21 protein-coding genes and 1 riboswitch are annotated in these 21,400 nt (G+C 70.0%); of the genes, 6 read left to right on the top strand and 15 right to left on the bottom strand.

Going from position 1 to position 21,400, the window contains the following annotated elements:
• Positions 1-4 precede the first annotated feature (4 nt).
• Complete coding sequence (locus OG230_RS25210; RefSeq protein WP_328906005.1) at positions 5-805, top strand: alpha/beta fold hydrolase; 801 nt, start codon at positions 5-7, stop codon at positions 803-805.
• Positions 806-817: 12 nt separating this feature from the next.
• Here the strand turns inward: OG230_RS25210 and mnmA are convergent, their stop codons facing one another.
• A complete protein-coding gene (mnmA, locus tag OG230_RS25205) occupies positions 818-1,948 on the bottom strand; it encodes a tRNA 2-thiouridine(34) synthase MnmA (protein ID WP_328906004.1) in 1,131 nt (376 codons plus the stop codon).
• 61 nt (positions 1,949-2,009) lie between these two features.
• Here mnmA and OG230_RS25200 point away from each other — a divergent pair, with 61 nt between their 5' ends.
• Entirely contained in the window at positions 2,010-2,681 is a 672-nt protein-coding gene (locus tag OG230_RS25200; protein ID WP_328906003.1) for an N-acetylmuramoyl-L-alanine amidase, read from the top strand.
• Positions 2,682-2,740: 59 nt separating this feature from the next.
• Here OG230_RS25200 and OG230_RS25195 read toward each other — a convergent pair whose 3' ends face one another.
• The 3 genes from OG230_RS25195 to OG230_RS25185 form a co-directional block, all read right to left on the bottom strand.
• A complete protein-coding gene (locus OG230_RS25195; protein ID WP_328906002.1) occupies positions 2,741-3,910 on the bottom strand; it encodes a cysteine desulfurase family protein in 1,170 nt (389 codons plus the stop codon).
• A 144-nt stretch (positions 3,911-4,054) separates the two neighbouring features.
• Positions 4,055-4,360 (bottom strand): DUF4190 domain-containing protein, encoded by a 306-nt coding sequence (locus OG230_RS25190; protein ID WP_328906001.1) that lies wholly within the window; start codon positions 4,358-4,360, stop codon positions 4,055-4,057.
• Positions 4,361-4,386: 26 nt separating this feature from the next.
• A complete protein-coding gene (locus tag OG230_RS25185) occupies positions 4,387-4,542 on the bottom strand; it encodes a hypothetical protein (protein ID WP_328906000.1) in 156 nt (51 codons plus the stop codon).
• Positions 4,543-4,647: 105 nt separating this feature from the next.
• On the opposite strand from OG230_RS25185, the gene OG230_RS25180 reads away from it, so the two are divergent.
• Positions 4,648-5,295, top strand: coding sequence for a TetR family transcriptional regulator (locus OG230_RS25180; protein ID WP_328905999.1), 648 nt, complete (start codon positions 4,648-4,650; stop codon positions 5,293-5,295).
• Between the two features lie 107 nt (positions 5,296-5,402).
• On the opposite strand, the gene OG230_RS25175 is transcribed toward OG230_RS25180, so the two are convergent.
• From OG230_RS25175 to OG230_RS25125, 11 genes are all read right to left on the bottom strand, one after another.
• Positions 5,403-6,806 (bottom strand): sulfatase family protein, encoded by a 1,404-nt coding sequence (locus OG230_RS25175; RefSeq protein ID WP_328905998.1) that lies wholly within the window; start codon positions 6,804-6,806, stop codon positions 5,403-5,405.
• Between the two features lie 487 nt (positions 6,807-7,293).
• Positions 7,294-8,160 carry a thioesterase family protein gene (locus OG230_RS25170; protein ID WP_328905997.1) on the bottom strand — a complete coding sequence of 289 codons (867 nt, stop codon included), beginning with the start codon at positions 8,158-8,160 and terminating at the stop codon, positions 7,294-7,296.
• Positions 8,161-8,210: 50 nt separating this feature from the next.
• The gene (locus OG230_RS25165) at positions 8,211-8,870 is read right to left on the bottom strand and encodes a trimeric intracellular cation channel family protein (RefSeq protein ID WP_328905996.1); all 660 of its coding nucleotides are present in this window, start codon (positions 8,868-8,870) and stop codon (positions 8,211-8,213) included.
• Between the two features lie 19 nt (positions 8,871-8,889).
• Positions 8,890-10,086, bottom strand: coding sequence for an ABC transporter ATP-binding protein (locus tag OG230_RS25160; protein ID WP_328905995.1), 1,197 nt, complete (start codon positions 10,084-10,086; stop codon positions 8,890-8,892).
• Positions 10,087-10,112: 26 nt separating this feature from the next.
• Entirely contained in the window at positions 10,113-11,213 is a 1,101-nt protein-coding gene (locus OG230_RS25155; protein WP_328905994.1) for an ABC transporter ATP-binding protein, read from the bottom strand.
• The gene (locus OG230_RS25150) at positions 11,210-12,208 is read right to left on the bottom strand and encodes an ABC transporter permease (RefSeq protein WP_328905993.1); all 999 of its coding nucleotides are present in this window, start codon (positions 12,206-12,208) and stop codon (positions 11,210-11,212) included. The genes OG230_RS25155 and OG230_RS25150 overlap by 4 nt, the downstream gene beginning before the upstream one ends.
• Before the next feature lie 116 nt (positions 12,209-12,324).
• Positions 12,325-14,121, bottom strand: a complete 1,797-nt coding sequence (locus OG230_RS25145) for an ABC transporter substrate-binding protein (protein ID WP_328911523.1) — start codon at positions 14,119-14,121, stop codon at positions 12,325-12,327.
• Positions 14,122-14,181: 60 nt separating this feature from the next.
• On the bottom strand, positions 14,182-15,180 hold the full coding sequence (locus OG230_RS25140; protein ID WP_328905992.1) for an ABC transporter permease: 999 nt from the start codon (positions 15,178-15,180) through the stop codon (positions 14,182-14,184).
• 363 nt (positions 15,181-15,543) lie between these two features.
• Positions 15,544-16,347 (bottom strand): enhanced serine sensitivity protein SseB C-terminal domain-containing protein, encoded by an 804-nt coding sequence (locus OG230_RS25135; RefSeq protein WP_328905991.1) that lies wholly within the window; start codon positions 16,345-16,347, stop codon positions 15,544-15,546.
• Positions 16,348-16,462: 115 nt separating this feature from the next.
• Positions 16,463-17,233: an enhanced serine sensitivity protein SseB gene (locus tag OG230_RS25130; protein WP_328905990.1), complete on the bottom strand. Its 771-nt coding sequence runs from the start codon at positions 17,231-17,233 to the stop codon at positions 16,463-16,465.
• Between the two features lie 74 nt (positions 17,234-17,307).
• Positions 17,308-17,982, bottom strand: coding sequence for an AAA family ATPase (locus tag OG230_RS25125; RefSeq protein WP_328905989.1), 675 nt, complete (start codon positions 17,980-17,982; stop codon positions 17,308-17,310).
• Positions 17,983-18,138: 156 nt separating this feature from the next.
• Positions 18,139-18,236, top strand: a riboswitch (glycine riboswitch).
• A 157-nt stretch (positions 18,237-18,393) separates the two neighbouring features.
• On the opposite strand from OG230_RS25125, the gene gcvT reads away from it, so the two are divergent.
• The 3 genes from gcvT (at position 18,394) to glyA (ending at position 21,277) form a co-directional block, all read left to right on the top strand.
• Positions 18,394-19,521: a glycine cleavage system aminomethyltransferase GcvT gene (gene gcvT, locus OG230_RS25120; RefSeq protein ID WP_328905988.1), complete on the top strand. Its 1,128-nt coding sequence runs from the start codon at positions 18,394-18,396 to the stop codon at positions 19,519-19,521.
• 100 nt (positions 19,522-19,621) lie between these two features.
• A complete protein-coding gene (gene gcvH / locus OG230_RS25115) occupies positions 19,622-19,999 on the top strand; it encodes a glycine cleavage system protein GcvH (protein WP_328905987.1) in 378 nt (125 codons plus the stop codon).
• 18 nt (positions 20,000-20,017) lie between these two features.
• A complete protein-coding gene (gene glyA / locus OG230_RS25110) occupies positions 20,018-21,277 on the top strand; it encodes a serine hydroxymethyltransferase (RefSeq protein ID WP_328905986.1) in 1,260 nt (419 codons plus the stop codon).
• Positions 21,278-21,400 lie beyond the last annotated feature (123 nt).

Below are 21,400 nucleotides of genomic sequence, written 5' to 3'. Positions count from 1 at the left end.
TCACATGGACAAGACTCTCTCGCGCGACGGCACCACGATCGCGTACCGCCGCCAGGGCGACGGGCCGCCGCTGATCCTGGTCGGCGGAGCGCTGGCCACCGCGGTGACCGACGCTCCGCTGGCGGCCCTGCTGGCACCGCGCTTCACGGTCGTCACGTACGACCGCCGGGGGCGCGGCTCCAGCGGTGACAGCGGGCCGTACACGGTCCGGCGCGAGATCGAGGATCTGGCTGCGCTGATCGGCGAAGTGGGCGGCGCCGCCTCGGTCTTCGGCATGCTCTCCGGTGGGGCGCTGGCCCTGGAGGCCCAGGCCGCGGGTCTGCCCGTCGATCTGCTGGCGGTGTACGAGCCGCCGTACACGCCGGGCCGTTCCGGTCTGCTGTACAAGGCCCGCTGCACGGCGCGGCTCCAGCGGCTCCTGTCGGCGGGCGACCGCGGCGGCGCCGTGGAGCTGTACCTCTCGATGACGGGCGTCCACGCCGAGACGATCGGGCGGATGCGGCACGCGCCCCTGTGGCAGGGGCTGGAGTCGGTGGCGCACACCCTCGCGTACGACGACGCGCTGCTCGGCAGCGGCGCCCTCCCGGCGGAACGGCTCGCGTCGGTCACAGCCCGCACGCTGGTGGTCTGCGGCGGATTCAGCCCCGCCCAGGTCCGGGCGACGACCCATGCCCTCACGGACGCCGTTCCGCGGGGCCGCCACCGCACGCTGACGGGCCAGACGCGCGAGCTGGCGCCCCAGGTGATCGCCCCGGTCCTCGCGGACTTCTTCGCGAAGGACGTGCCGCTGCGCCAGGCGTCGTAGCCCGGCGCGCGGTCAGCCGGCCGCGGCGGTCTCCCGGCGCACCGTCGTCGCGATGGTGGCCGAGCCGACCACCCGGCTCCCGTCGTACAGCACGACCGCCTGGCCGGGGGCGACGCCCCGTACCGGCTCGGTGAAGGAGACGTGCAGCGTCCCGTCGACCAGCTCGGCGCCGACCTCGGTCTCGCCGCCGTGGGCGCGCAGCTGCGCGGTGTACGTACCGGGCCCTGCCGGGGGCGTGCCGCACCAGCGGGGCCTGATGGCGGTGAGTGCCGTGACGTCGAGCGCCTCGGCCGGGCCCACCGTCACGGTGTTGTTCACCGGGGAGATGTCCAGGACGTAGCGCGGCTTGCCGTCGGCGGCCGGGTGGCCGATGCGCAGGCCCTTGCGCTGGCCGATGGTGAAGCCGAAGGCGCCGTCGTGCGTGCCGAGCTTGGTGCCGGACTCGTCGAGGATGTCGCCCTCCGCCTTGCCGCCCAGGCGGTCGGCGAGGAAGCCCTGGGTGTCTCCGTCGGCGATGAAGCAGATGTCGTGGCTGTCGGGCTTCTTCGCCACGGCCAGACCGCGGCGCTCGGCCTCGGCGCGGATCTCGTCCTTGGTGGTGAGGGTGTCGCCGAGCGGGAACATCGCGTGGGCGAGCTGCTTCTCGTCGAGGACGCCCAGCACGTAGCTCTGGTCCTTCGCCATGTCCGAGGCGCGGTGCAGCTCGCGGCTGCCGTCCTCGTTCAGGACGACCGTGGCGTAGTGGCCGGTGCACACGGCGTCGAACCCGAGGGCGAGGGCCTTGTCGAGCAGCGCGGCGAACTTGATCTTCTCGTTGCAGCGCAGGCACGGGTTGGGGGTGCGGCCCGCCTCGTACTCCGCGACGAAGTCCTCCACGACGTCCTCGCGGAAGCGTTCCGCCAGGTCCCAGACGTAGAAGGGGATGCCGATGACGTCCGCCGCGCGGCGGGCGTCCCGGGAGTCCTCGATGGTGCAACAGCCGCGCGCCCCGGTGCGGAAGGACTGGGGGTTCGCGGAGAGGGCGAGGTGCACACCGGTCACGTCGTGCCCCGCTTCGGCGGCGCGGGCCGCGGCGACGGCGGAGTCGACACCGCCCGACATGGCGGCGAGGACACGGAGGGGGCGCTGGGAAGTCTGAGTCATAGCCTCACCAGGGTACGGGGCTCCGGGAACCGAATGCTCGCGGATATGCGTTGTCGATCTCATGGGGACCAATGGGACGGCCGGCGCGCAGGGCTCGAAGCCCGCTCACGGCATCGGCCGGCGCGCGCTGCTGATCGGCGGCGCGGCGACGGCCGTGGGCACGGCAGCACTGGCACGGGACGAGATCAGGCGCGTCTGGTGGCGGATGCCGGGCGTGCGCAAGCCCCGTAAGCCGGGTGAGCTGGATTTCGCGGGCGCCCAGTGGGTGGCGGCCTCGGAGGCGAACTGGCGGATGGCGGACCGTCCCGACGACTACGGGATCGACCGCGTGGTCATCCATGTCACCCAGGGGGACTTCCGCAGCGCGCTCCAGGTCTTCCAGGACCCGGAGCACGGTGCGGCAGCACACTACGTGGTGGGCCAGGACGGCCGGGTGGCGCAGATGATCCGCGAGCTGGACGTGGCGTTCCACGCGGGGAACCGCTCGTACAACGAGCGCAGCGTCGGCATCGAGCACGAGGGCTTCGTGGACCGCCCGCGCGACCTCACACCGGCGATGTACGCCTCGTCGGCGCGCCTGACGGCCGCGATATGCGAGCGGTACGGGATACCCGTGGACCGCGAGCACATCGTCGGGCACGTGGAGGTGCCGGGCACGGACCATACGGACCCGGGGCCGCACTGGGACTGGGACCGCTATCTGAAGCTGGTGCGGGCGGCGAAACCGGCTTAGGGTCTTTCGTTTGGATCAGGCCGGACCCCGCGAGCCCGGCATGATCCAAACGTGAGGCCCTAGCTGAGCCCCGCCGTCCTGGCGCGTTCGACCGCCGGGCCGATCGCGCGTGCCACGTCCTCCACGTCCTGCTTGGTCGAGGTGTGGCCGAGCGAGAAGCGCAGGGTGCCGCGGGCCAGGTCCGGATCGGTGCCGGTGGCCAGGAGTACGTGGCTGGGCTGGGCGATCCCGGCCGTGCAGGCGGAGCCGGTGGAGCATTCGATGCCCTGGGCGTCCAGGAGCAGGAGCAGGGAGTCGCCCTCGCAGCCCGGGAAGCTGAAGTGGGCGTTGGCCGGAAGCCGGCCGCCCGGGGCGGGGTCGCCGCCGAGGACGGCGTCCGGGACGGCCGCCAGCACGGCTGCGGCCAGCTCGTCGCGGAGCGAGCCGATCCGGTGCGCGAAGTCCTCGCGCCCCTCGGCGGCGAGCCGCCCGGCGACGGCGAAGGACGCGACGGCGGGCACGTCGAGGGTGCCGGAGCGGACATGGCGTTCCTGCCCGCCGCCGTGCAGGACGGGCACGGGGGTGTACTCGCGGCCCAGGAGCAGCGCCCCGATACCGACGGGGCCACCGATCTTGTGGGCGCTGACGGTCATCGCCGCCAGTCCCGACCGGGCGAAGTCGACCTCCAGCTGACCGAACGCCTGTACCGCGTCGGCATGCATGGGGATGTCGAACTCGCGGGCCACGGCCGCCAGTTCCCGGACCGGCATGACGGTGCCGATCTCGTTGTTGGCCCACATCACGGTGATCATCGCGACGTCGTCGGGGTCGCGGAGGACGGCCTCGCGCAGGGCTTCGGGGTGGACGCGTCCGTAGGAGTCGACGGGCAGGAGCTCGACGGTGGCGCCCTCGTGCTCGGCGAGCCAGTCGACGGCGTCCAGCACCGCGTGGTGTTCGACGGGGCTGGCGAGGACCCGGGTGCGGCGGGGGTCGGCATCGCGGCGGGCCCAGTAGAGGCCCTTCACCGCGAGGTTGTCGGCCTCGGTGCCGCCGGAGGTGAGGACCACCTCGCTGGGCCGTGCGCCCAGGGCGTCGGCGAGGGCTTCTCTCGACTCCTCGACGGTACGGCGGGCCCGGCGCCCCGCGGCGTGCAGGGAGGACGCGTTGCCTGTGACGGCGAGCTGGGCGGTCATCGCGGCGATGGCTTCCGGAAGCATCGGCGTGGTCGCGGCGTGGTCGAGGTAAGCCATGGTGGGCTCGATTCTACGAGCCTGCGGCGGGGCGCATGCCGGGCGCATCACTGCGGGCCGTCCGCGCACGTCCGCCCGAGGTGCGGAACACCCCGGTCCGGAGCCCGATCCGGTACACGGAGCGCTCGTGGAACTCCCTTCCCGTCAGCCCCCGAAGCTCCAGGAGACCGTGCCGTTCACGGTGACGAGGACGGCCAGGACGACGAGGTCGGCGACACCGAGGGCGAGCCCGAGCAGGGCGCGGCCACGGCGGGCGGTGGAGCGGGCGAGCGCGATGAGGGCCATGGTGATGGCGACGGGTCCCAGCAGGATGTTCATCACCAGGAGGCCGGTCAGCCCGAGCACGAAGGAGGCGACGGCGAGCCCGTCGGCCTCCCGGGTGCGGGTGCCGCGCGGAGCGGCCGGAGCGGTTCGGTCGCCGGTGCGGCGGGCGAATGCGGTGAGTGTCATGGATCGGGCTCCTTCGCGGTGAGGGGTCAGCGGGACCGGCGGGCGAGACGCTCGCGGACGGCGAAGACCGCGAGCCAGCAGCCGATCAGCACGGAGGCGGTCAGGGACACGTCCGTCGGGAGGTGGGCGACGGCTCCGAGGACGACGCCCAGAAGCAGCAGTGCGGCGACGAGGACAAACATGGTGCGGCCTCTCCGTAGCGATTGAGAGTACGAGTGTTCACTGACTCCTCAGCCTAAACGCCGCATCCCTTCCTCTGTTGGGAGAACGGTTGTTTACTGAATGGCATGAGTCACACCGCCGGCATCCGCCAGACCCAGAAACTGAAGACGCGCCAGGCGCTGCTGGACGCCGCACTCGGGCTGTTGGAGCACCAGAGTCTGAGCAGCCTGGGACTGCGCGAGGTGACGCGCGCGGTGGGAGTGGCCCCGACCGCCTTCTACCGGCACTTCGACGGCACGGCGGCGCTCGGAGTGGCCCTGGTCGAGGAGACGCTGGGAAGTCTGCACGGCATGATCGGCGCGATCCTCGCCGAGACGGGCGACAGCGAGGTGCGCCTGGACCGCAGCGTGGAGCTGATCGCGCGTCATGTCGCCGCGCAGCCGGCCCACTTCCGCTTCATCGCCCGCGAGCAGCACGGCGGAGTCGGCCCGGTCCGCGAGGCCATCGCCGCCCAGCTCGGCCTGTTCGCCGAGGAGGTGGCCGCGGCGCTCGGCACGGAGCCGGAGTCGGCGGGCTGGGACCAGGAGGATCTGCTGATGCTGGGAGGGCTGTACGTGGACCACATGGTCCTCACCGCCTCCGCCCTCCTGGAGGCGGGTCCCGACGGCGGGCGCGAGGTGATCCGGGTGGCCAGGCGGCGCCTGCGCCTGGTGACGCTGGGCCGGACGCACTGGCTGGACGACGGCGCCCAGGAGGCGGCGGACGGCCCGTAGGGCCTCGTCCGGGGCGGGCCGCGAGCCCGCCCCGGACGAAGGACCTGGAGCCTCTCGTTCGGATCGTGCCGGGCTCGCGGGGTCCGGCCCGATCCGAACGAAAGACCCTAGCCGACCCGGTCGGTGGCGAGCTGGGCCGCCAGTGCGGGTATGCCGAGGTTCTGCTCGTCCTGCGGGGTCGCCAGGTGGAGGTTGTTCTTCAACTGGTGCGGGTCGCCCGCGAGGTCGTAGTGCTCGCGGAACTTCAGCTGTCCCGTACCGGAGACCTTGCCGTCGGCGTCGGTCGTCAGGTCGTAGTACTCGGTGTACTGCTTGTTCTTGGCCACGTACGACGCCCAGGCCGGCGGCCCGCCCGCGGCGGTGCCCTGCTTCCAGAACTCCACGAGCAGGTGATCACGGCTGTACGAGGTCAGCAGCGACCTGCCGTCCTGCGCGTGCCCCGCGGCGACCCCGGCCGCATCGAGGACGGTCGGCGCGATGTCGATGTTGGCCACGATGCGGTTGTCCGTGGTGGCGCCGCCCAGGCCGCCGGCCGGCCAGGAGAGGTAGAACGGAACCTCGTGGGCGGGGCTGTAGGGCACCGACTTCTTGGTCCAGCCGTGGTCCGCCCAGCCGAAGCCGTTGTCGGCGATGTAGATGACCAGGGTGTTGTCCAGCTGCCCGAGGGCCGTCAGCTTGTCCTTGAACGCCTGCACCGCGTCGTCGACGGACCGAAGGCTCCGCAACTGCTCCGCGCGGATCCGCCGGCCCTCCGCGAGGGTCCCGGTCGCGTTCTGGATGAAGACCGGCTTGTCGCTCCGGTCGGCCTCGGGGACGGAGGGGCGTCCGTTCCACTCCGGCACGGCCGTACCCGCGTACTTGGCCTCGGGCGTACGGGGCCCGTGCGAGGCGTACGGAGTGACGTACGCGAACCAGGGGCGGCTGTCGGTCGCGGCCTTGTCCAGGAAGTCCAGCGTCCGGTTCTTGATGATGCTGGTGGTGTAGCCGTTGATCGTCTGGACCGTGCCGTTGACGTTCCACCGGGCGTCGACGTAGGCCGGCTGGAGCAGCGCGAAGTCCTCGAAGTGCGGCGGATTGTCGGCGAGGTCCCAGGAGTTGAGGAACTTGCCGAACAGGCCGGTGCGGTAGCCCGCCTGCTTGAGGTATCGCTGAAGGGTGGTGCTCTGGTCCAGCTGGTACGAGGACCCGTTGTTCCGCACGCCGTGGTTGTGGGCGTACTGGCCGGACAGGACCGACGACCGCGACGGCGAGCAGAGCGGCGTGGTGACATGGCCGTTGGTGAACCGCACGCCTCGTCCGGCGAGCCAGTCGACCGTCTTGGGGAGCGCCCACTCGGTGTGCTTGGGCTGGTCGTCGGTGACGATCAGAAGGATGTTCGGGCGGGTCGCGGAGGCCGCGGAACCTGCGGCGGCGGCCTGGGCCACCGCGGGTACGGCTGCCGTGGCGGCTGCCGCCGCCGTGCCGGCGAGGAAGCCCCTCCGGCTCACCCGCGGTCTGTCGTTGTGACTCATGGATCGTTTCCTCCTGTGGTCCATGGACGGGACGGCAGGGGTGCGCAACCGCACGCGGGACATGCGGAACTCAGGGACGTCCCACGCCCGTACGGGTACGGCGATTCCTGCCGGATACAGGGAAGAGACGGGATCCGGGCGCCGGAACGGCGGGCGCCGGGTGGGTATCCCGTAGCGGTGACGACTGGGCGTGACCTGAACGGATCAGAACCGGATCACTGTCGCGCCGAGCACCGGACCGGGTCCGGATCACGGCCGGGCGAAAAGCGCCCGGCCTCGGCGGTCACGCCGTGGCGGCCCTACAGAGCGCGCTCGCCAGCCTGCCGAAGTCGACGTGGCGGCGCGCAGCGAGCATTCCTTCTGCGGCCATGCCAGGAGACTAGAGGGAGTCGTGCCTGCCGTTCTATGCACGGCGTATGAAATCCGGAACGCGAGAGGTCTGCCGACCGGGCCGGCAGACCTCTCGCGTTCCGCGTCGTGCGATGCCTCAGCCGCGCGGGGCCCTGGCCAGCTGGCGGGACTGGGCGACCAGGCGGTCCGCGCTGTCCCAGACGTCCGCGTCCTCCTCCAGGAAGCCGCCCGCGAGGTTCCGGGTGGTGATGGAGACGCGCAGCGGTCCGGGGGCCGGGCGGCAGCGGATGTGGGTCGTCAGCTCGATGGTGGGCGTCCAGCCCTTGATGCCCAGCTCGAACGAGGTCGGCGGCAGTGCGTCGACCGTGAGCAGCAGGGAGAGCGGGTCCGCGTCGCGGCCGTCCGCCAGACCGAACCAGCCACGCATCTCGCCCTTGCCGGACGGTGCGCCGACGGCCCAGCCGATCGTCGCCGGGTCGAGCTTGATGTCGAGGCGCCCGGTGATGGCGGAGCTGCCGGGGATCGGCGCCGGTCCGTCGCTCGGGCCGAGGCACTGGTCGAGCGGCGGGATCGCGGGCGGCACCGCCGCGGTGCGGACGTCGTCGGTGAGGCCGTCCAGGTCGCCGTAGGTGGCGAGCACCCGGATGCGCTCGACCTCGGTGCCGTCCTCCGCGTACTGGAAGAGGGACGCCTGACCGGTGGAGAGGGTGCGGCCGGTGCGGACGACCTGTGTACGGATCACCGCGGGGCCGGGCACGGAGGCGGTGAGGTAGTGCGCGGAGACCGAGAACGGGTCGGGGTGCGGGAGCGCCTCACCGAGGGCCCGGCCCAGCATGGCCAGCAGGTATCCGCCGTTGACGGCGTGGATGATCGTCCAGCCCGCGGAGAGCTCCGCGTCGTAGACGCCCTCTTCGCGGAGCGTGACCGCGGTGTCGCGGTCGAACTCGCTGTTCCCGATGGTTGCCTGCGCTGTCCGCGCCACCTGCGCTGCTGCCTGTGCCATGGAATGCACGGTACACCGATTGTATTACTGAGCGGTAGCTTTTTGAGGCCCTAGCCTTCGTCGGCCGTCGCCGAGCGACGGTTGTAGGCACGCGGCGCGCGCCAGTGGAAGCGCATGGCCAGCAGCCGCAGGGCGAACGCGGTGATCACGGCCGCACCGCTGGTGAAGGTGTTGAGCGTGTCGAAACGGATGCACAGCACGACCATCGCGGCCCCGACGATCGCGGGCACGGCGTACAGGTCGCGGTCCCAGCGCAGCAGCGAGGGCACCTCGTTGGCCAGGACGTCGCGCAGCACACCGCCGCCGACCGCGGTGGTGAGCCCCAGGGCCGCCGAAGCGGTCAGCCCGAGGCCGTACTCGTACGCCTTCACCGTGCCGGTGACACAGAAGAGCCCGAGGCCGGCGGCGTCGAACACGTTGACGCCGACCTGGATGCGCTCGACGTGGGGGTGGAGGAAGAAGACCAGCCCGGCGGCGAGCAGCGGGGTGGTGAAGTAGCCGAGATCCGTGAAGGCGGCGGGCGGGAGCGCGCCGATGATCACGTCACGGAACAGCCCCCCGCCCAGCGCTGTCACCTCGGCGAGTACCGCGATGCCGAAGACATCGAAGTTCTTGCGTACGGCGAGCAGTGCGCCGGAGATCGCGAAGACGAAGATTCCGGCGATGTCGAGCGCATGCTGGACGGAGGGCGTGAACAGTTCGAGGAGCACCCGGGCAATTGTGCCGGTACTACTCCTTCGGGCTGCCCCCCGGCTCCTCGGCTTCCTTCGGAGCCGTCGGCTCCTGGGCCGCTTCCGGAGCGACTTCCTCCGGCTCCTTCTTCAGGGCCACGATCTCGATCGCCTCCCGCGCCGTCGCCAGCACGGCGTCGCCCGGTACCTGGTCCGGCGCGTTCTCCGGGTGGTGGCAGGCCACCTGGTGCCCGGTCTTCAGCGCGACCAGCGGCGGCTCCTGCGTCGTGCAGACCTCCGTCGCCTTCCAGCAGCGGGTGTGGAAACGGCAGCCGCTCGGCGGCGAGATGGGCGACGGGACATCGCCCTTCAGCAGGATCCGCTCGCTCTTGGCCGACCGGCGCTTCGGGTCAGGGATCGGCACCGCGGAGAGCAGCGCCTTGGTGTACGGGTGCATCGGCGACTTGTAGAGCGACTCGCGGTCGGCCAGCTCCACGATCTTGCCGAGGTACATCACCGCGATCCGGTCCGAGACGTGCCGGACCACCGAGAGGTCGTGGGCGATGATCACGTACGTGAGGCCCAGCTCCTCCTGGAGGTCGTCCATGAGGTTGACGACCTGCGCCTGGATGGAGACGTCGAGCGCCGACACCGGCTCGTCGGCCACGACCAGCTTCGGGTTGAGCGCGAGCGCCCTGGCGATCCCGATGCGCTGGCGCTGGCCGCCGGAGAACTCGTGCGGATAGCGGTTGTAGTGCTCGGGGTTGAGACCGACCACCTCCAGCAGCCGCTGCACTTCCTTGCGGACGCCGCCCTCGGGCTTGACCCCCTGGAGCTTGAAGGGTGCTCCGACGATCGTGCCGATCGTGTGCCGCGGGTTCAGCGAGGAGTACGGGTCCTGGAAGATCATCTGCATGTCCCGGCGCATCGGGCGCATGCCGCCCACACCGAGGTGCGTGATGTCCTTGCCCTCGAACTCGACCGTGCCCGCCGTGGGTTCGAGCAGCCGAGTGATCAGCCGGCCCATCGTCGACTTACCGCAACCGGACTCCCCGACCACACCCAGGGTCTCCCCCGCGTGCACCTCGAAGTCGATCCCGTCGACGGCCCTCACGGCACCGGTCGTGCGCTGGAGCAGGCCCTTCCTGATCGGGAAGTGCTTCTTCAGCCCGGTGACCCGGAGCAGCACCTCCGGGGAGGCGCTCTTCCCGCCGGCCCGCTGCGCAGGAACCTCGACGCTCTTGTCCTGGCTCACGGCTTTGTCCTCGCTTTTGTCCTCGCTCACAGCTTGGGCGCAATCTCTTCGGTCCAGATCCGCTCGCGCTGCTCCGGCGACAGGTGGCAGGCGGCCGAGTGCCGGCTGCCGACCTCCAGCAGATCCGGCCGCACGGTGCGGGTCACGTCGTCCTTGGGCAGATCCGCGTACGGGCAGCGCGGGTTGAAGGCGCATCCCGACGGGATGTTGATGAGCGAGGGCGGGGAGCCCTTGACCGGGATGAGCCGCTCGGTCTGCTCCCGGTCGAGACGCGGCATGGAGCCGAGCAGACCCCAGGTGTAGGGGTGCCGCGGCTCGTAGAACACCTTCTCGGCCGGTCCGCGTTCCACGCAGCGCCCGCCGTACATCACGAGGATGTCGTCGGCGAGCTCCGCCACCACGCCCAGGTCGTGCGTGATGACGATGACCGCGGAGCCGAACTCCTTCTGCAGATCCCGGATCAGGTCGAGGATCTGCGCCTGCACGGTCACGTCGAGGGCCGTGGTCGGCTCGTCGGCGATCAGCAGCTCGGGGTTGTTGACCAGCGACATCGCGATCATCGCGCGCTGACGCATACCGCCCGAGAACTCGTGCGGGTAGCTGTCGACGCGCTTGTCGGGCTGCGGGATACCGACGCGGTCGAGCATCTCGATGGCCCGGGTACGGGCCGCCTTCTTGCTGACGTCGTGATGGACCCGGTACGCCTCCACGATCTGCTTGCCGATCGTGTAGTACGGGTGCAGCGCGGACAGCGGGTCCTGGAAGATCATGGCCATGTCCCGGCCGCGGAGCTTGCGCACCTCGTCCGGGTCGCTGGACAGAAGTTCCTTGCCGTTCAGCCAGATCTCGCCGGAGAGCTGGGCCTTGCGCTTGCCGTACTGGCCGGCGGTGTGCAGACCCATGATCCCGAGCGAGGTCACGGACTTGCCGGAACCCGACTCGCCCACGATGCCGAGGGTCTTGCCCTTCTCCAGCGTGAAGCTGAGCCCGTCGACGGACTTGACCAGGCCGTCGTCGGTCGGGAAGTGCACCTTCAGATCGCGGACGTCGAGGAAGGCGTCCGTGGCGGGCGAGGCGGAGGAGACCGGCTCGCCCAGGGCGGCTCCGCTCTTGCTCAGCTCGGTCATGACAGCCTCACTCGGGGGTCGATCACGGCGTACAGAATGTCCACGACGAGGTTGGCGATGATCACCGCGAGCGAGGTGATCAGGACGACGCCCAGGATCACCGGCAGGTCGCGCTCGCTGATCGCCTTGAGCACCGCCTGGCCGAGGCCGGGAAGGCTGAAGGCGGTCTCGGTGAGGATCGCGCCGCCGATGAGCGCGCCGAGGTCCATGCCGAGCATGGTCAGGATCGGTGTCATGGTCGAGCGCATGGCGTGCTTGCCGATGACGACCGGTTCGCTGAGGCCCTTGGCCCGGGCGGTACGGATGTAGTCCTCGCCCATGACTTCGAGCATCGTGGCCCGGGTGATACGGGCGTACATCGCCGCGTACAGGAAGGCGAGGGTGACCCAGGGCAGCAACATGCCCTGGAACCAGCCGCCGAAGCTGTCACCGATGGGCACGAATCCGGAGTCGATCCAGCCGAGTCCGTAGTCGAAGACCGCGAGCGACACCATGGCGGTGAAGAAGATCGGCAGCGAGACGCCCGCGAGCGCGACGACCATCGCCGAACGGTCCCAGCCCGTGCCCCGCTTGAGGGCGGAGAGCACACCGGCCGCGACACCGAAGAGCAGCCACAGGACGGCCGCGCCGAGCGCGAGCGTCATGGTGACCGGAAGACGGTCCGTGAGCACCGGCCAGATGGCCTGCTCGCTGCGGAAGGAGTAGCCGAAGCAGGGCATGGCGCAGTTCGTGACGTCGCCGCCCGCGGCGTAGGTACGCCCGACGAAGATGCCCTTGAAGAACTCCATGACCTGGATGAGGATCGGTTCGTCCAGCGCGAGCTTCTGCCGGATGCCTTCCACTGCCGCCGCGTCCGAGGTCTTGCCCACGTACATCGTGGCGGGGTCGACGCCGGTCCACTGGGGGATGAGGAAGAAGATGCAGAAGACCACCACGACGATGACCACAAGCATTACTGCGACGGCCATGAGCCGCCTGATGAGGTATGTGAGCACTGCTCTCGGCCCGGCGGGGGGCCGCGGGCCACCGGAGGTCGTCCGATGGCCCGCGGCGCACCGCTCCGGCCTTCACCTGCCTTTCGTGCCGTACGGCGGGTGTGCCGGTGTGGTGGTTACTTCACGACGCCCAGGCTGGCGAAGTCGTACGTACCGCTGTAGGCGTCCGTCGTGTAGACGTTCGTCAGTCGCGGGGAGCGCCAGTTGATGAACTTCTCGAAGACGAAGGGCAGGTAGTACGCACCCTCCATCACCTGGTGGTTGATCTCCGTGGCGATGGTCTTCTTCTTCTCGGCGTCGAGCTCGACCGAGAACTTGTCGAAGTTGGCGTCGATCGCCTTGTCGTTGATCATGGCGAAGTTGTTGTTGCCGCTCTCGAGGATGTAGCTGCTGTCCCAGAGGGGCGCGCCGTAACCCTGGACCGAGGGGAAGTCCGGACCCCAGCCCATGATGATGATGCCGTAGTTCTTCTTCTTGACCACGGACGGGTTACCGATGATGCCCGAGGTCTGCGAACCGTCGTACTTGTCGATGTCGACCTTGATGCCGACCTTGCCGAGCGAGGCCTGGAGCGACTCGGCGGTGGCGACCTCGACCGGCTTGTTGTTACGGACGGCGATGGTGGTGGAGAAGCCCTCGGGCTTGCCGCACGCCTTCAGCGCTTCCTTGGCCTTGGTGACGTCCGGAGCGCCGTCGTTGGCGGCGAGGCCGAACGGGTCGTACTTCTGGCCCTCGGAGCCGGGCACCGACGGGGGCAGCATGTTGGTGCCGATGTCGCCACCGGCGACCGGGCCGCCGCGCGCGGTCTGGAGCGACTTGTGGTCGGCTCCGTAGATGACGGCCTTGCGGCAGTCGATGTTGTCGAACGGCGCGACGTTCTGCGGGAAGACCGCGTAACGGATGTAACCCGAGACCGGGTTGTCCAGGTTGTCCTTGTGCTCCTTCAGCGCCTTGATACGGCCCTGCGGGGAGAGACCCGTCTGGTTGATGTCCAGGTCGAAGTCGCCGGCGATCAGGCGGTTGTCCATGTCGTCCGCGTTGGAGAACAGGTTCAGCGTGATCTTGTCCGGGAGCGCCTTGCGGACCGGGTCGGAGGACTGCTTCCAGTTCTCGTTGCGGACCAGCACGACGGACTTGTTCGGCGCGTACGACTCGAACTTGTACGGGCCGGACGAGAACGGCTTCAGGCCGTACTTCGACTTGGTGTCCTTGTCCTGACGGACCGGCGAGGACGAGGTCAGCGCCAGGATCTCCTCGAAGTCCGAGTTCGCCGTCGGGAGCTTGAAGATGATGGTCTTCTCGTCCGGCGTCTCGATGGCCTTCAGGCCCAGCTTGTCCTTGGAGGTGTCCTTGTACGGACCCTTGTACTCGCCCTTGGGGTCGAGGATGTCACGCAGGTAGACCGGGCCACCGGACAGCACGTCCTGCGCCCACTGGCGCTCGATGCCGTACTTGATGTCCTGGGAGGTGATCGGCTTGCCGTCCTCCCACGTGATGCCGTCACGCAGGGTGTACGTGTAGGTCTTGCCGTCGTCGGTGATCTTCGCGCGCTCGGTCGCGAGGTCCGGCGTCAGCTCGGCTCCGGCCTTGCCCGGCTCGGCCTTGCCGGTGACCAGCTGGCGGCTGTAGTAGCGCATGAAGTTCCACACGAAGCCGTAGTAGCCGCGCGTGGTGTCCCACGAGTCGGCGTCCTGGGCACCGGCGAACTTCAGCGTGCCGCCCTTCTTCGTCGAAGCGTTGGCGACCTTGTTGTTGGCCGCGTCGAAGCCGGCCGCCGCACCGCCCTTGCCTTCCTTGCCGTTGCCCTTGCCGTCTTCACCGCCGCCGCATGCCGCGGTGGAGAGCAGCGCCGCGACCACGGCAGCAGCGGCCACTGCCTGCTTGCGCCGTGCGTTCCGTCGGGTAGTCACGATTCGGATCCTCCGTGTGTAGAAGCGGCCCGTGCGGTGCACGGGCTCCGCGGGGTACGGCAGTTAGCGAGAGCCCTTCGGGTCGAGCGCATCGCGTACGCCGTCGCCGAAGAGGTTGAAGGAGAGAACGGTGATGAAGATGGCCACACCCGGGACGACCATGTACATCGGGTCGGCCTCGTAGTAGCTCAGAGCCGCGGACAGCATCTCGCCCCAGGAGGCGGAGGGCGGCTTCACTCCGACACCGAGGAAGCTCAGGGCGGCCTCGGTGAGGATGTTGGTCGGGATCATCATCGTGGCGTACACGATGATGGGCGCGACGAGGTTGGGCAGGAGCTCCTTGAAGAGGATGTAGATCCGCCCGGCCCCGAGGCTGCGGGCGGCGTCCACGTACTCCCGCTCGCGCAGGGACAGCGTCTGGCCTCGCACGACCCGGCCGACGTACGGCCAGCCGAAGAACCCGATGACCAGGATCATCACCATGAGCCGGACTCCGGTACCGGTCAGACCCAGCATCTCGTTCGGCATGACCGAGACCAGCGCGATGATGAAGAGGAGCTGCGGGAAGGCCAGCAGCATGTCCATCACGCGGCTGATGATCGTGTCCAGCCAGCCGCCGAAGAAGCCCGCGAGTACGCCGAGAACCGTGCCGAGCACGATGGCGACCACGGCGGAGGCGAAGCCGACGAGCAGGGAGACCTGGGCGCCGTAGACGATGCGGGCGAAGATGTCCCGGCCGCTGACCGGCTCGACGCCGAGCAGGTGCTCCGAGCTCATCCCGCCGAACGACCCGATGGGCGTGGAGAAGAGAGGATCGATCAGTTCCTCGTGACGCTCGTACGGCGACTGCCCGACCAGACTCGTGATCAGCGGCGCCAGTACGGCGACGAGGACGAGCACCAGCACCACGACGCCCCCGCCGAGGGCCAGCTTGTCCCGCTTCAGACGCTCCCAGGCGATGCGGCCCAGCGAGCGGCCCTGCACCGCCTTCTCCGGGACGCCGGCCTCGAATCCCGCCGTCGGGGCCGCTTCCGTTGTCGGCTCGTGAAGTGGTGCCGTCATCGTGCCAGGGACCCCTCTCAACCGGCGGTGGCCGGTACGCACTTGCCGCTGTGGCGGCGTGATCAGTCCGTTTGTGTTCAGGGACGGAACATCCCTTGTTGCGGGAGTCTTCATCGGGGCCGCGACAGGTTGCCAGACTTGGCGGTGAATGGATGCCTAACCGTGATGCATCAGGGCTGATCCGTTATCCGGACGCGTGTGAACGCCCCCCGGACGCAGGGAGGTTGACGCGGAATAGGGCACGCAGTACCGCCAAGGCCGCTTTGGGTGGCAGCACCCTACAGAGCGGGTGAAATGAAGCTCGCCCGCAGATTGGGGGGCGAAACGGTCGTACGGACCGGGAGACCCGGTCCGTACCACTCGCTAGAAGGCACGCGGGGCCGGACCGGTGGCCGGGGGGTAGCCGTAACCGGGCGTGCCGGGCGGCGGACCGGCCGGGGCGTGGGCCTCGCGGTCGTAGAACGGCCTGGAGTTGGCACGCAGCCACATGGCGACGGGGTCGTACTCGTCGGACATCGAGACGGTGGAGACGGGCAGACCGTCGGGGATCGCGCCGACCGACTGCTGCATCATGGCGCGCACGGCGTCGACGGACGGCCGGCCGGTGTCGTAGAGGTCGAGGCCGATCGCGAGGTACGGGACGCCGAGCGCGGGCTGCACCCAGGCGCGGCGCAGCGAGCGGACGGCCGGGGTGCGGTGGGCGTTCTGCGTGAGCTGGGCGTAGAACTGCGGGATCTCGATCGCGGGCTCGGAGAGCCTCAGCGGTCCGGCCGGCATCCGGTCGAGGCCGGTCGCGATCCGCCGCAGGTCGAGCCACGGGATGCCGACGCCGCCGCCCGGGGCGTGCGGATTGAGCCAGATCCCCCAGCGGTCGGGGAAGAGCGCGCGGGCGATGTCACGTCCGGTGACGAGCTCGTGGGCCCGGTTCCAGCCGCTGGCCGAGAGCTCCTGGGCGGAGGTCACACAGGGGGCGTAGCCCAGCCCGTCGACCTCCATGTTCCCGTACTGGGCATCCGGCGAACCCGCTGTGCCGTGCCAGAGGAGCATCCAGACCGGGCCGTCGGTGAGGGCCTGGAGCAGCGCTTCGTACGCGTCGTAGCGCCCGGGCGTCACCTGGCCCAGCACGTGCTCGATCTGCCCGGCCGCCGCGGTGCCTGACGCGCTCACTCTGGGTCCCGCCCCTCATCGATCCGCTGTGTCGCCTCGCCACTTCCGGGCACACGGGTGCGACCCCGCCATCAAACCAGCTTATGCCTCGCTTTTGACACCGACTTGACGGTGGTCAGTGTCCGTCGCGTCGGTAGAAGGGCCGTACCTTCTCCCGCATCCACTCCCCGACCGGGTCCTGGGCCACGTCGAGCAGGACGAGATTGACCGGCCAGGGCGGCTGGACCCGGCCGAGCGCGCGGCCCAGCGCGTCCATCGGGGCGCTCTGCCCGGCGCCGTCCCAGGTGGCGAACTCGACACCGACGAAGAGGACGGGATCGCCGCCCTCGATGGTGGCCAGCGCCCGGCGGGCGGTGCTCACGACACCGCTCCGCTCGAACTCGCCGGACACCTCGGCGAGGAAGTCGACGGGGTCCACCTGCCAGTCCGGCTCGTACAGCGTGACCCGGCCACCGCTGGCGGGGCCGTCCAGGGGCGTACGGCCGGCCCGGCACAGTTCGGCCACGGCCGGAGGCGGCAGCGGGAGACCGACGGCTCCGCCGGGATTCACCGCGATGCCGACCTGCGGGGGCAGCCCGCGGGCGAACTCGCGCGCGGGCGCGACGGCGAAGGAGAGGTGGGTGCCGACGCACAGCAGGAACTGGGCCTCGGAGCTGTACACGGGGACGTACGCGGCGCCGCCGATGTCCATCATCGGCAGATCGAGGTCCGCGCTGGCGGTGCTGCCGCCGTTGGGCAGCGGCACCCAGACCTGACTGCGGCCGAGAACCTCGATCAGCCGGCCGCCCGCATCCGGCACGTCGAGGGAGGCCACCAGTACTTCTTCGAGCTCGTTGGCCGGCCAGCCGTGGTGCGGCTGCGTCTCGAAAGGCGCCGGATTGTCCACTGGTCCCCTGTTCCCTTCTCGTCATGCACTGCGGCAGCGATGGTAGACGAGCCGAGGGGCTCCGGGCCGGGGCCCTACGGGCGCGCGAAGGAGATCCGGTCGAGCGCGTCGACCGCCTCACGGTCCAGCAGGACGGCCGAGGCGCATCCCACGGGCAGCAGGCCGGTCTCCGTGTCGCGCATCAGCCGGCCGACGGAGCGCCGGTGGCGGGCGAAGGCGTACCCGGAGACTCCGCGTCCGCGCTCGAGCTGGCCCTCCCTGGCCACCTCGGGGGTGACGTCGAGCAGGACGAGGTGCAGGATGCGGCCCCGCCGTCTGGCGTGCCGGGCCAGCCAGCGCCGCACCCAGGTCTGCGTACCGCAGTCGTGGACCACGACGGACTCGCCGGAGCGCAGGGTCTGCCAGAGCCCGGTGTAGTGCGCGAGCCGGACGAGGGGCCGGTAGAGGGCGTACGGCAGTAAACCGGGCAGGGCGCGGGCCCAGCGGTCCCTGGTGTCCTGGGAGTCGATGGCCCGGTCCGACACCGCGCGGCGGATCAGCGTCGACTTGCCGCTGCCGGGCAGCCCGGAGACGACCACCACATCACCCGCGGCGAAGTCCAGGCTGCGCGGGCTGCGCCCGTCCCGGCTGCGCAGATCGCGCACGACGGGTGCGTGCGTGCCCAGCGTCTCGCGGACGGGCACCGCCTGCTGCGGCGGCACCGCGCCGTGCGCGACCCCTGCGGTCGTCGCGTAACGCTGCAACGTCATCGCCTCCCCCTGTCCGGTGACCCACATCTGCCCAAGAAGTGTAAAGAAAAGGTAATGCGGCACAAGCGGCTCACCGGCCCGTATCCGTAGGGACCGGACGCCCCACTCTCCCGCATGCCGTGCGATGATGACCCCGCCAACTGCATACCGGCCGTTTGAATCCGCGCGGGAGAGTTCCGGACACTGTGTGTGCCGGGCGCCGAAGGAGCAAGTTCCTCCCTTGAATCTCTCAGGCCCCGTACCGCGTGGATGAGGCAGATCTGAAAAGCGAGCCGTTCCGCGGCTCCACCCAAGGTGCAAGCCGACCTCTGTGGGGACTGACCCCCTTCAGGGCCTCTCGGCGAACCTCTCAGGTTCCGATGACAGATGGGGAGGGATCGTCCTCTGTCGTCATGCCCTGGAGCCATATCCATGAGCACTGCCCCGAGCAATGCCCCCCGCCATACCGCGCTGGACGCCCTGCACCGTTCGCTGGGCGCGACCATGACCGACTTCGCGGGCTGGGACATGCCGCTGCGCTACGCCAGTGAGCGCGACGAGCACAACGCCGTACGTACGAAGGCCGGTCTCTTCGACCTGTCGCACATGGGCGAGATCACGGTCACGGGCCCGCAGGCCGTCGACCTCCTGAACCACGCGCTCGTCGGCAACATCGGCACGGTCGGCCTCGGCCGCGCCCGCTACACCATGATCTGCCGCGAGGACGGCGGCATCCTGGACGACCTGATCGTCTACCGCCTGGGCGAGACCGAGTACATGGTCGTCGCGAACGCGGGCAACGCGCAGATCGTCCTCGACGCGATCACCGAGCGCGCCGCCGGCTTCGACGCCGTCGTGCGGGACGACCGCGACGCGTACGCGCTGATCGCCGTCCAGGGCCCGGAGTCCCCCGGCATCCTCAAGTCCGTCACGGACGCCGACCTCGACGGACTCAAGTACTACGCCGGCCTGCCCGGCACCGTCGCCGGCGTCCCCGCGCTGATCGCCCGTACCGGCTATACCGGCGAGGACGGCTTCGAGCTCTTCGTCGCCCCCGAGCACGCCGAGCAGCTGTGGAAGGCCCTCACCGAGGCCGGCGCCCCCGTCGGCCTGATCCCGTGCGGGCTCTCCTGCCGCGACACGCTGCGCCTGGAGGCGGGCATGCCGCTGTACGGGCACGAGCTGACCACCGCGCTGACCCCGTTCGACGCCGGTCTCGGCCGGGTGGTGAAGTTCGAGAAGGAGGGCGACTTCGTCGGGCGCGAGGCGCTGCAGGCCGCCGCCGAGCGCGCCGAGATCGCTCCGCCGCGCAAGCTCGTCGGCCTGGTCGCCGAGGGCCGCCGGGTCCCCCGCGCCGGCTTCGAGGTCGTCGCCGACGGCAAGGTCGTCGGCGAGGTCACCTCCGGTGCCCCGTCGCCCACGCTGGGCAAGCCGATCGCGATGGCGTACGTGGACGCGGCGCACGCCGCGCCCGGCACGACGGGCGTCGGTGTCGACATCCGCGGCACCCACGAGCCGTACGAGGTCGTGGCCCTGCCGTTCTACAAGCGCCAGAAGTGACATCCGGGACATCCCGGCGTCCCCGACGTGACGCAGTCGCGTCTCACACCGTAAGACCACCGTTCATCAGCACTCCCCCGCGTACAGGAGAATTCAGGTCATGAGCAACCCCCAGCAGCTGCGGTACAGCAAGGAGCACGAGTGGCTGTCGGCCGTCGAGGACGGTGTGGCCACGATCGGTATCACCGAGTTCGCCGCCAACGCGCTCGGCGATGTCGTCTACGCCCAGCTCCCCGAGGTCGGTGACACGGTGACCGCGGGCGAGACCTGCGGCGAGCTGGAGTCGACCAAGTCCGTCAGCGACCTGTACTCGCCGGTCACCGGTGAGGTCACCGCGGCGAACCAGGACGTCGTGGACGACCCGTCGCTGGTGAACTCCGCTCCCTTCGAGGGCGGCTGGCTGTTCAAGGTACGCGTCGCGGACGAGCCGGAGGACCTGCTCTCCGCCGCCGAGTACACCGAGTTCTCCGGCAACTGAGACCCAAGGGATCCCCTGATGTCGCTTCTCAACTCCTCCCTCCACGAGCTGGACCCGGACGTCGCCGCCGCCGTCGACGCCGAGCTCCACCGTCAGCAGTCCACCCTCGAAATGATCGCCTCGGAGAACTTCGCTCCGGTCGCGGTCATGGAGGCGCAGGGCTCCGTCCTCACCAACAAGTACGCCGAGGGCTACCCGGGCCGCCGTTACTACGGTGGCTGCGAGCACGTCGACGTCGTCGAGCAGATCGCGATCGACCGCATCAAGGCGCTCTTCGGCGCCGAGGCCGCGAACGTCCAGCCGCACTCGGGTGCACAGGCCAACGCCGCCGCGATGTTCGCGCTGCTGAAGCCGGGCGACACGATCATGGGCCTGAGCCTGGCCCACGGCGGTCACCTGACCCACGGCATGAAGATCAACTTCTCCGGCAAGCTCTACAACGTGGTCCCGTACCACGTCGACGAGACCGGCATCGTGGACATGGCCGAGGTCGAGCGCCTGGCCAAGGAGACGAAGCCGAAGCTGATCGTCGCGGGCTGGTCCGCCTACCCGCGTCAGCTCGACTTCGCCGCCTTCCGCCGCATCGCGGACGAGGTCGGCGCGTACCTGATGGTCGACATGGCGCACTTCGCCGGTCTCGTGGCCGCGGGTCTGCACCCCAACCCGGTGCCGCACGCCCACGTCGTCACGACCACCACGCACAAGACCCTCGGTGGTCCGCGCGGTGGCGTGATCCTGTCGACGCAGGAGCTCGCCAAGAAGATCAACTCGGCGGTCTTCCCCGGTCAGCAGGGTGGCCCGCTGGAGCACGTGATCGCGGCCAAGGCGGTCTCGTTCAAGGTCGCGGCGGGCGAGGAGTTCAAGGAGCGCCAGCAGCGCACCCTGGACGGCGCGCGCATCCTGGCCGAGCGCCTGGTGCAGCCGGACGTCACCGAGGTCGGTGTCTCCGTCCTCTCCGGCGGTACGGACGTGCACCTGGTCCTCGTGGACCTGCGCAACTCCGAGCTGGACGGCCAGCAGGCCGAGGACCGGCTCCACGAGCTGGGCATCACGGTCAACCGGAACGCCATCCCGAACGACCCGCGTCCGCCGATGGTCACCTCGGGTCTGCGGATCGGTACGCCGGCCCTGGCCACGCGCGGTTTCCAGACCGAGGACTTCACCGAGGTCGCGGAGATCATCGCGTCGGCCCTCAAGCCGTCCTACGACGCCGACGACCTCAAGGCCCGCGTCAGCGCGCTGGCCGAGAAGTTCCCGCTGTACCCCGGCCTCAAGTAGGTCATCCGCAGTTTGCACAACCGGTGGGGGCACCGCGCACACTGAACAGTGAGCGGGGTGCCCCCTCCGCTGCCCCGCGCTCTGCGGGCCCGCCGGCCCGTCCCGCACCACCCGGCAGACAAC

The organism is Streptomyces sp. NBC_00234 (assembly GCF_036195325.1).
Lineage (GTDB): Bacteria > Actinomycetota > Actinomycetes > Streptomycetales > Streptomycetaceae > Streptomyces.
This window is presented reverse-complemented; position numbering and strand designations above follow the sequence as displayed.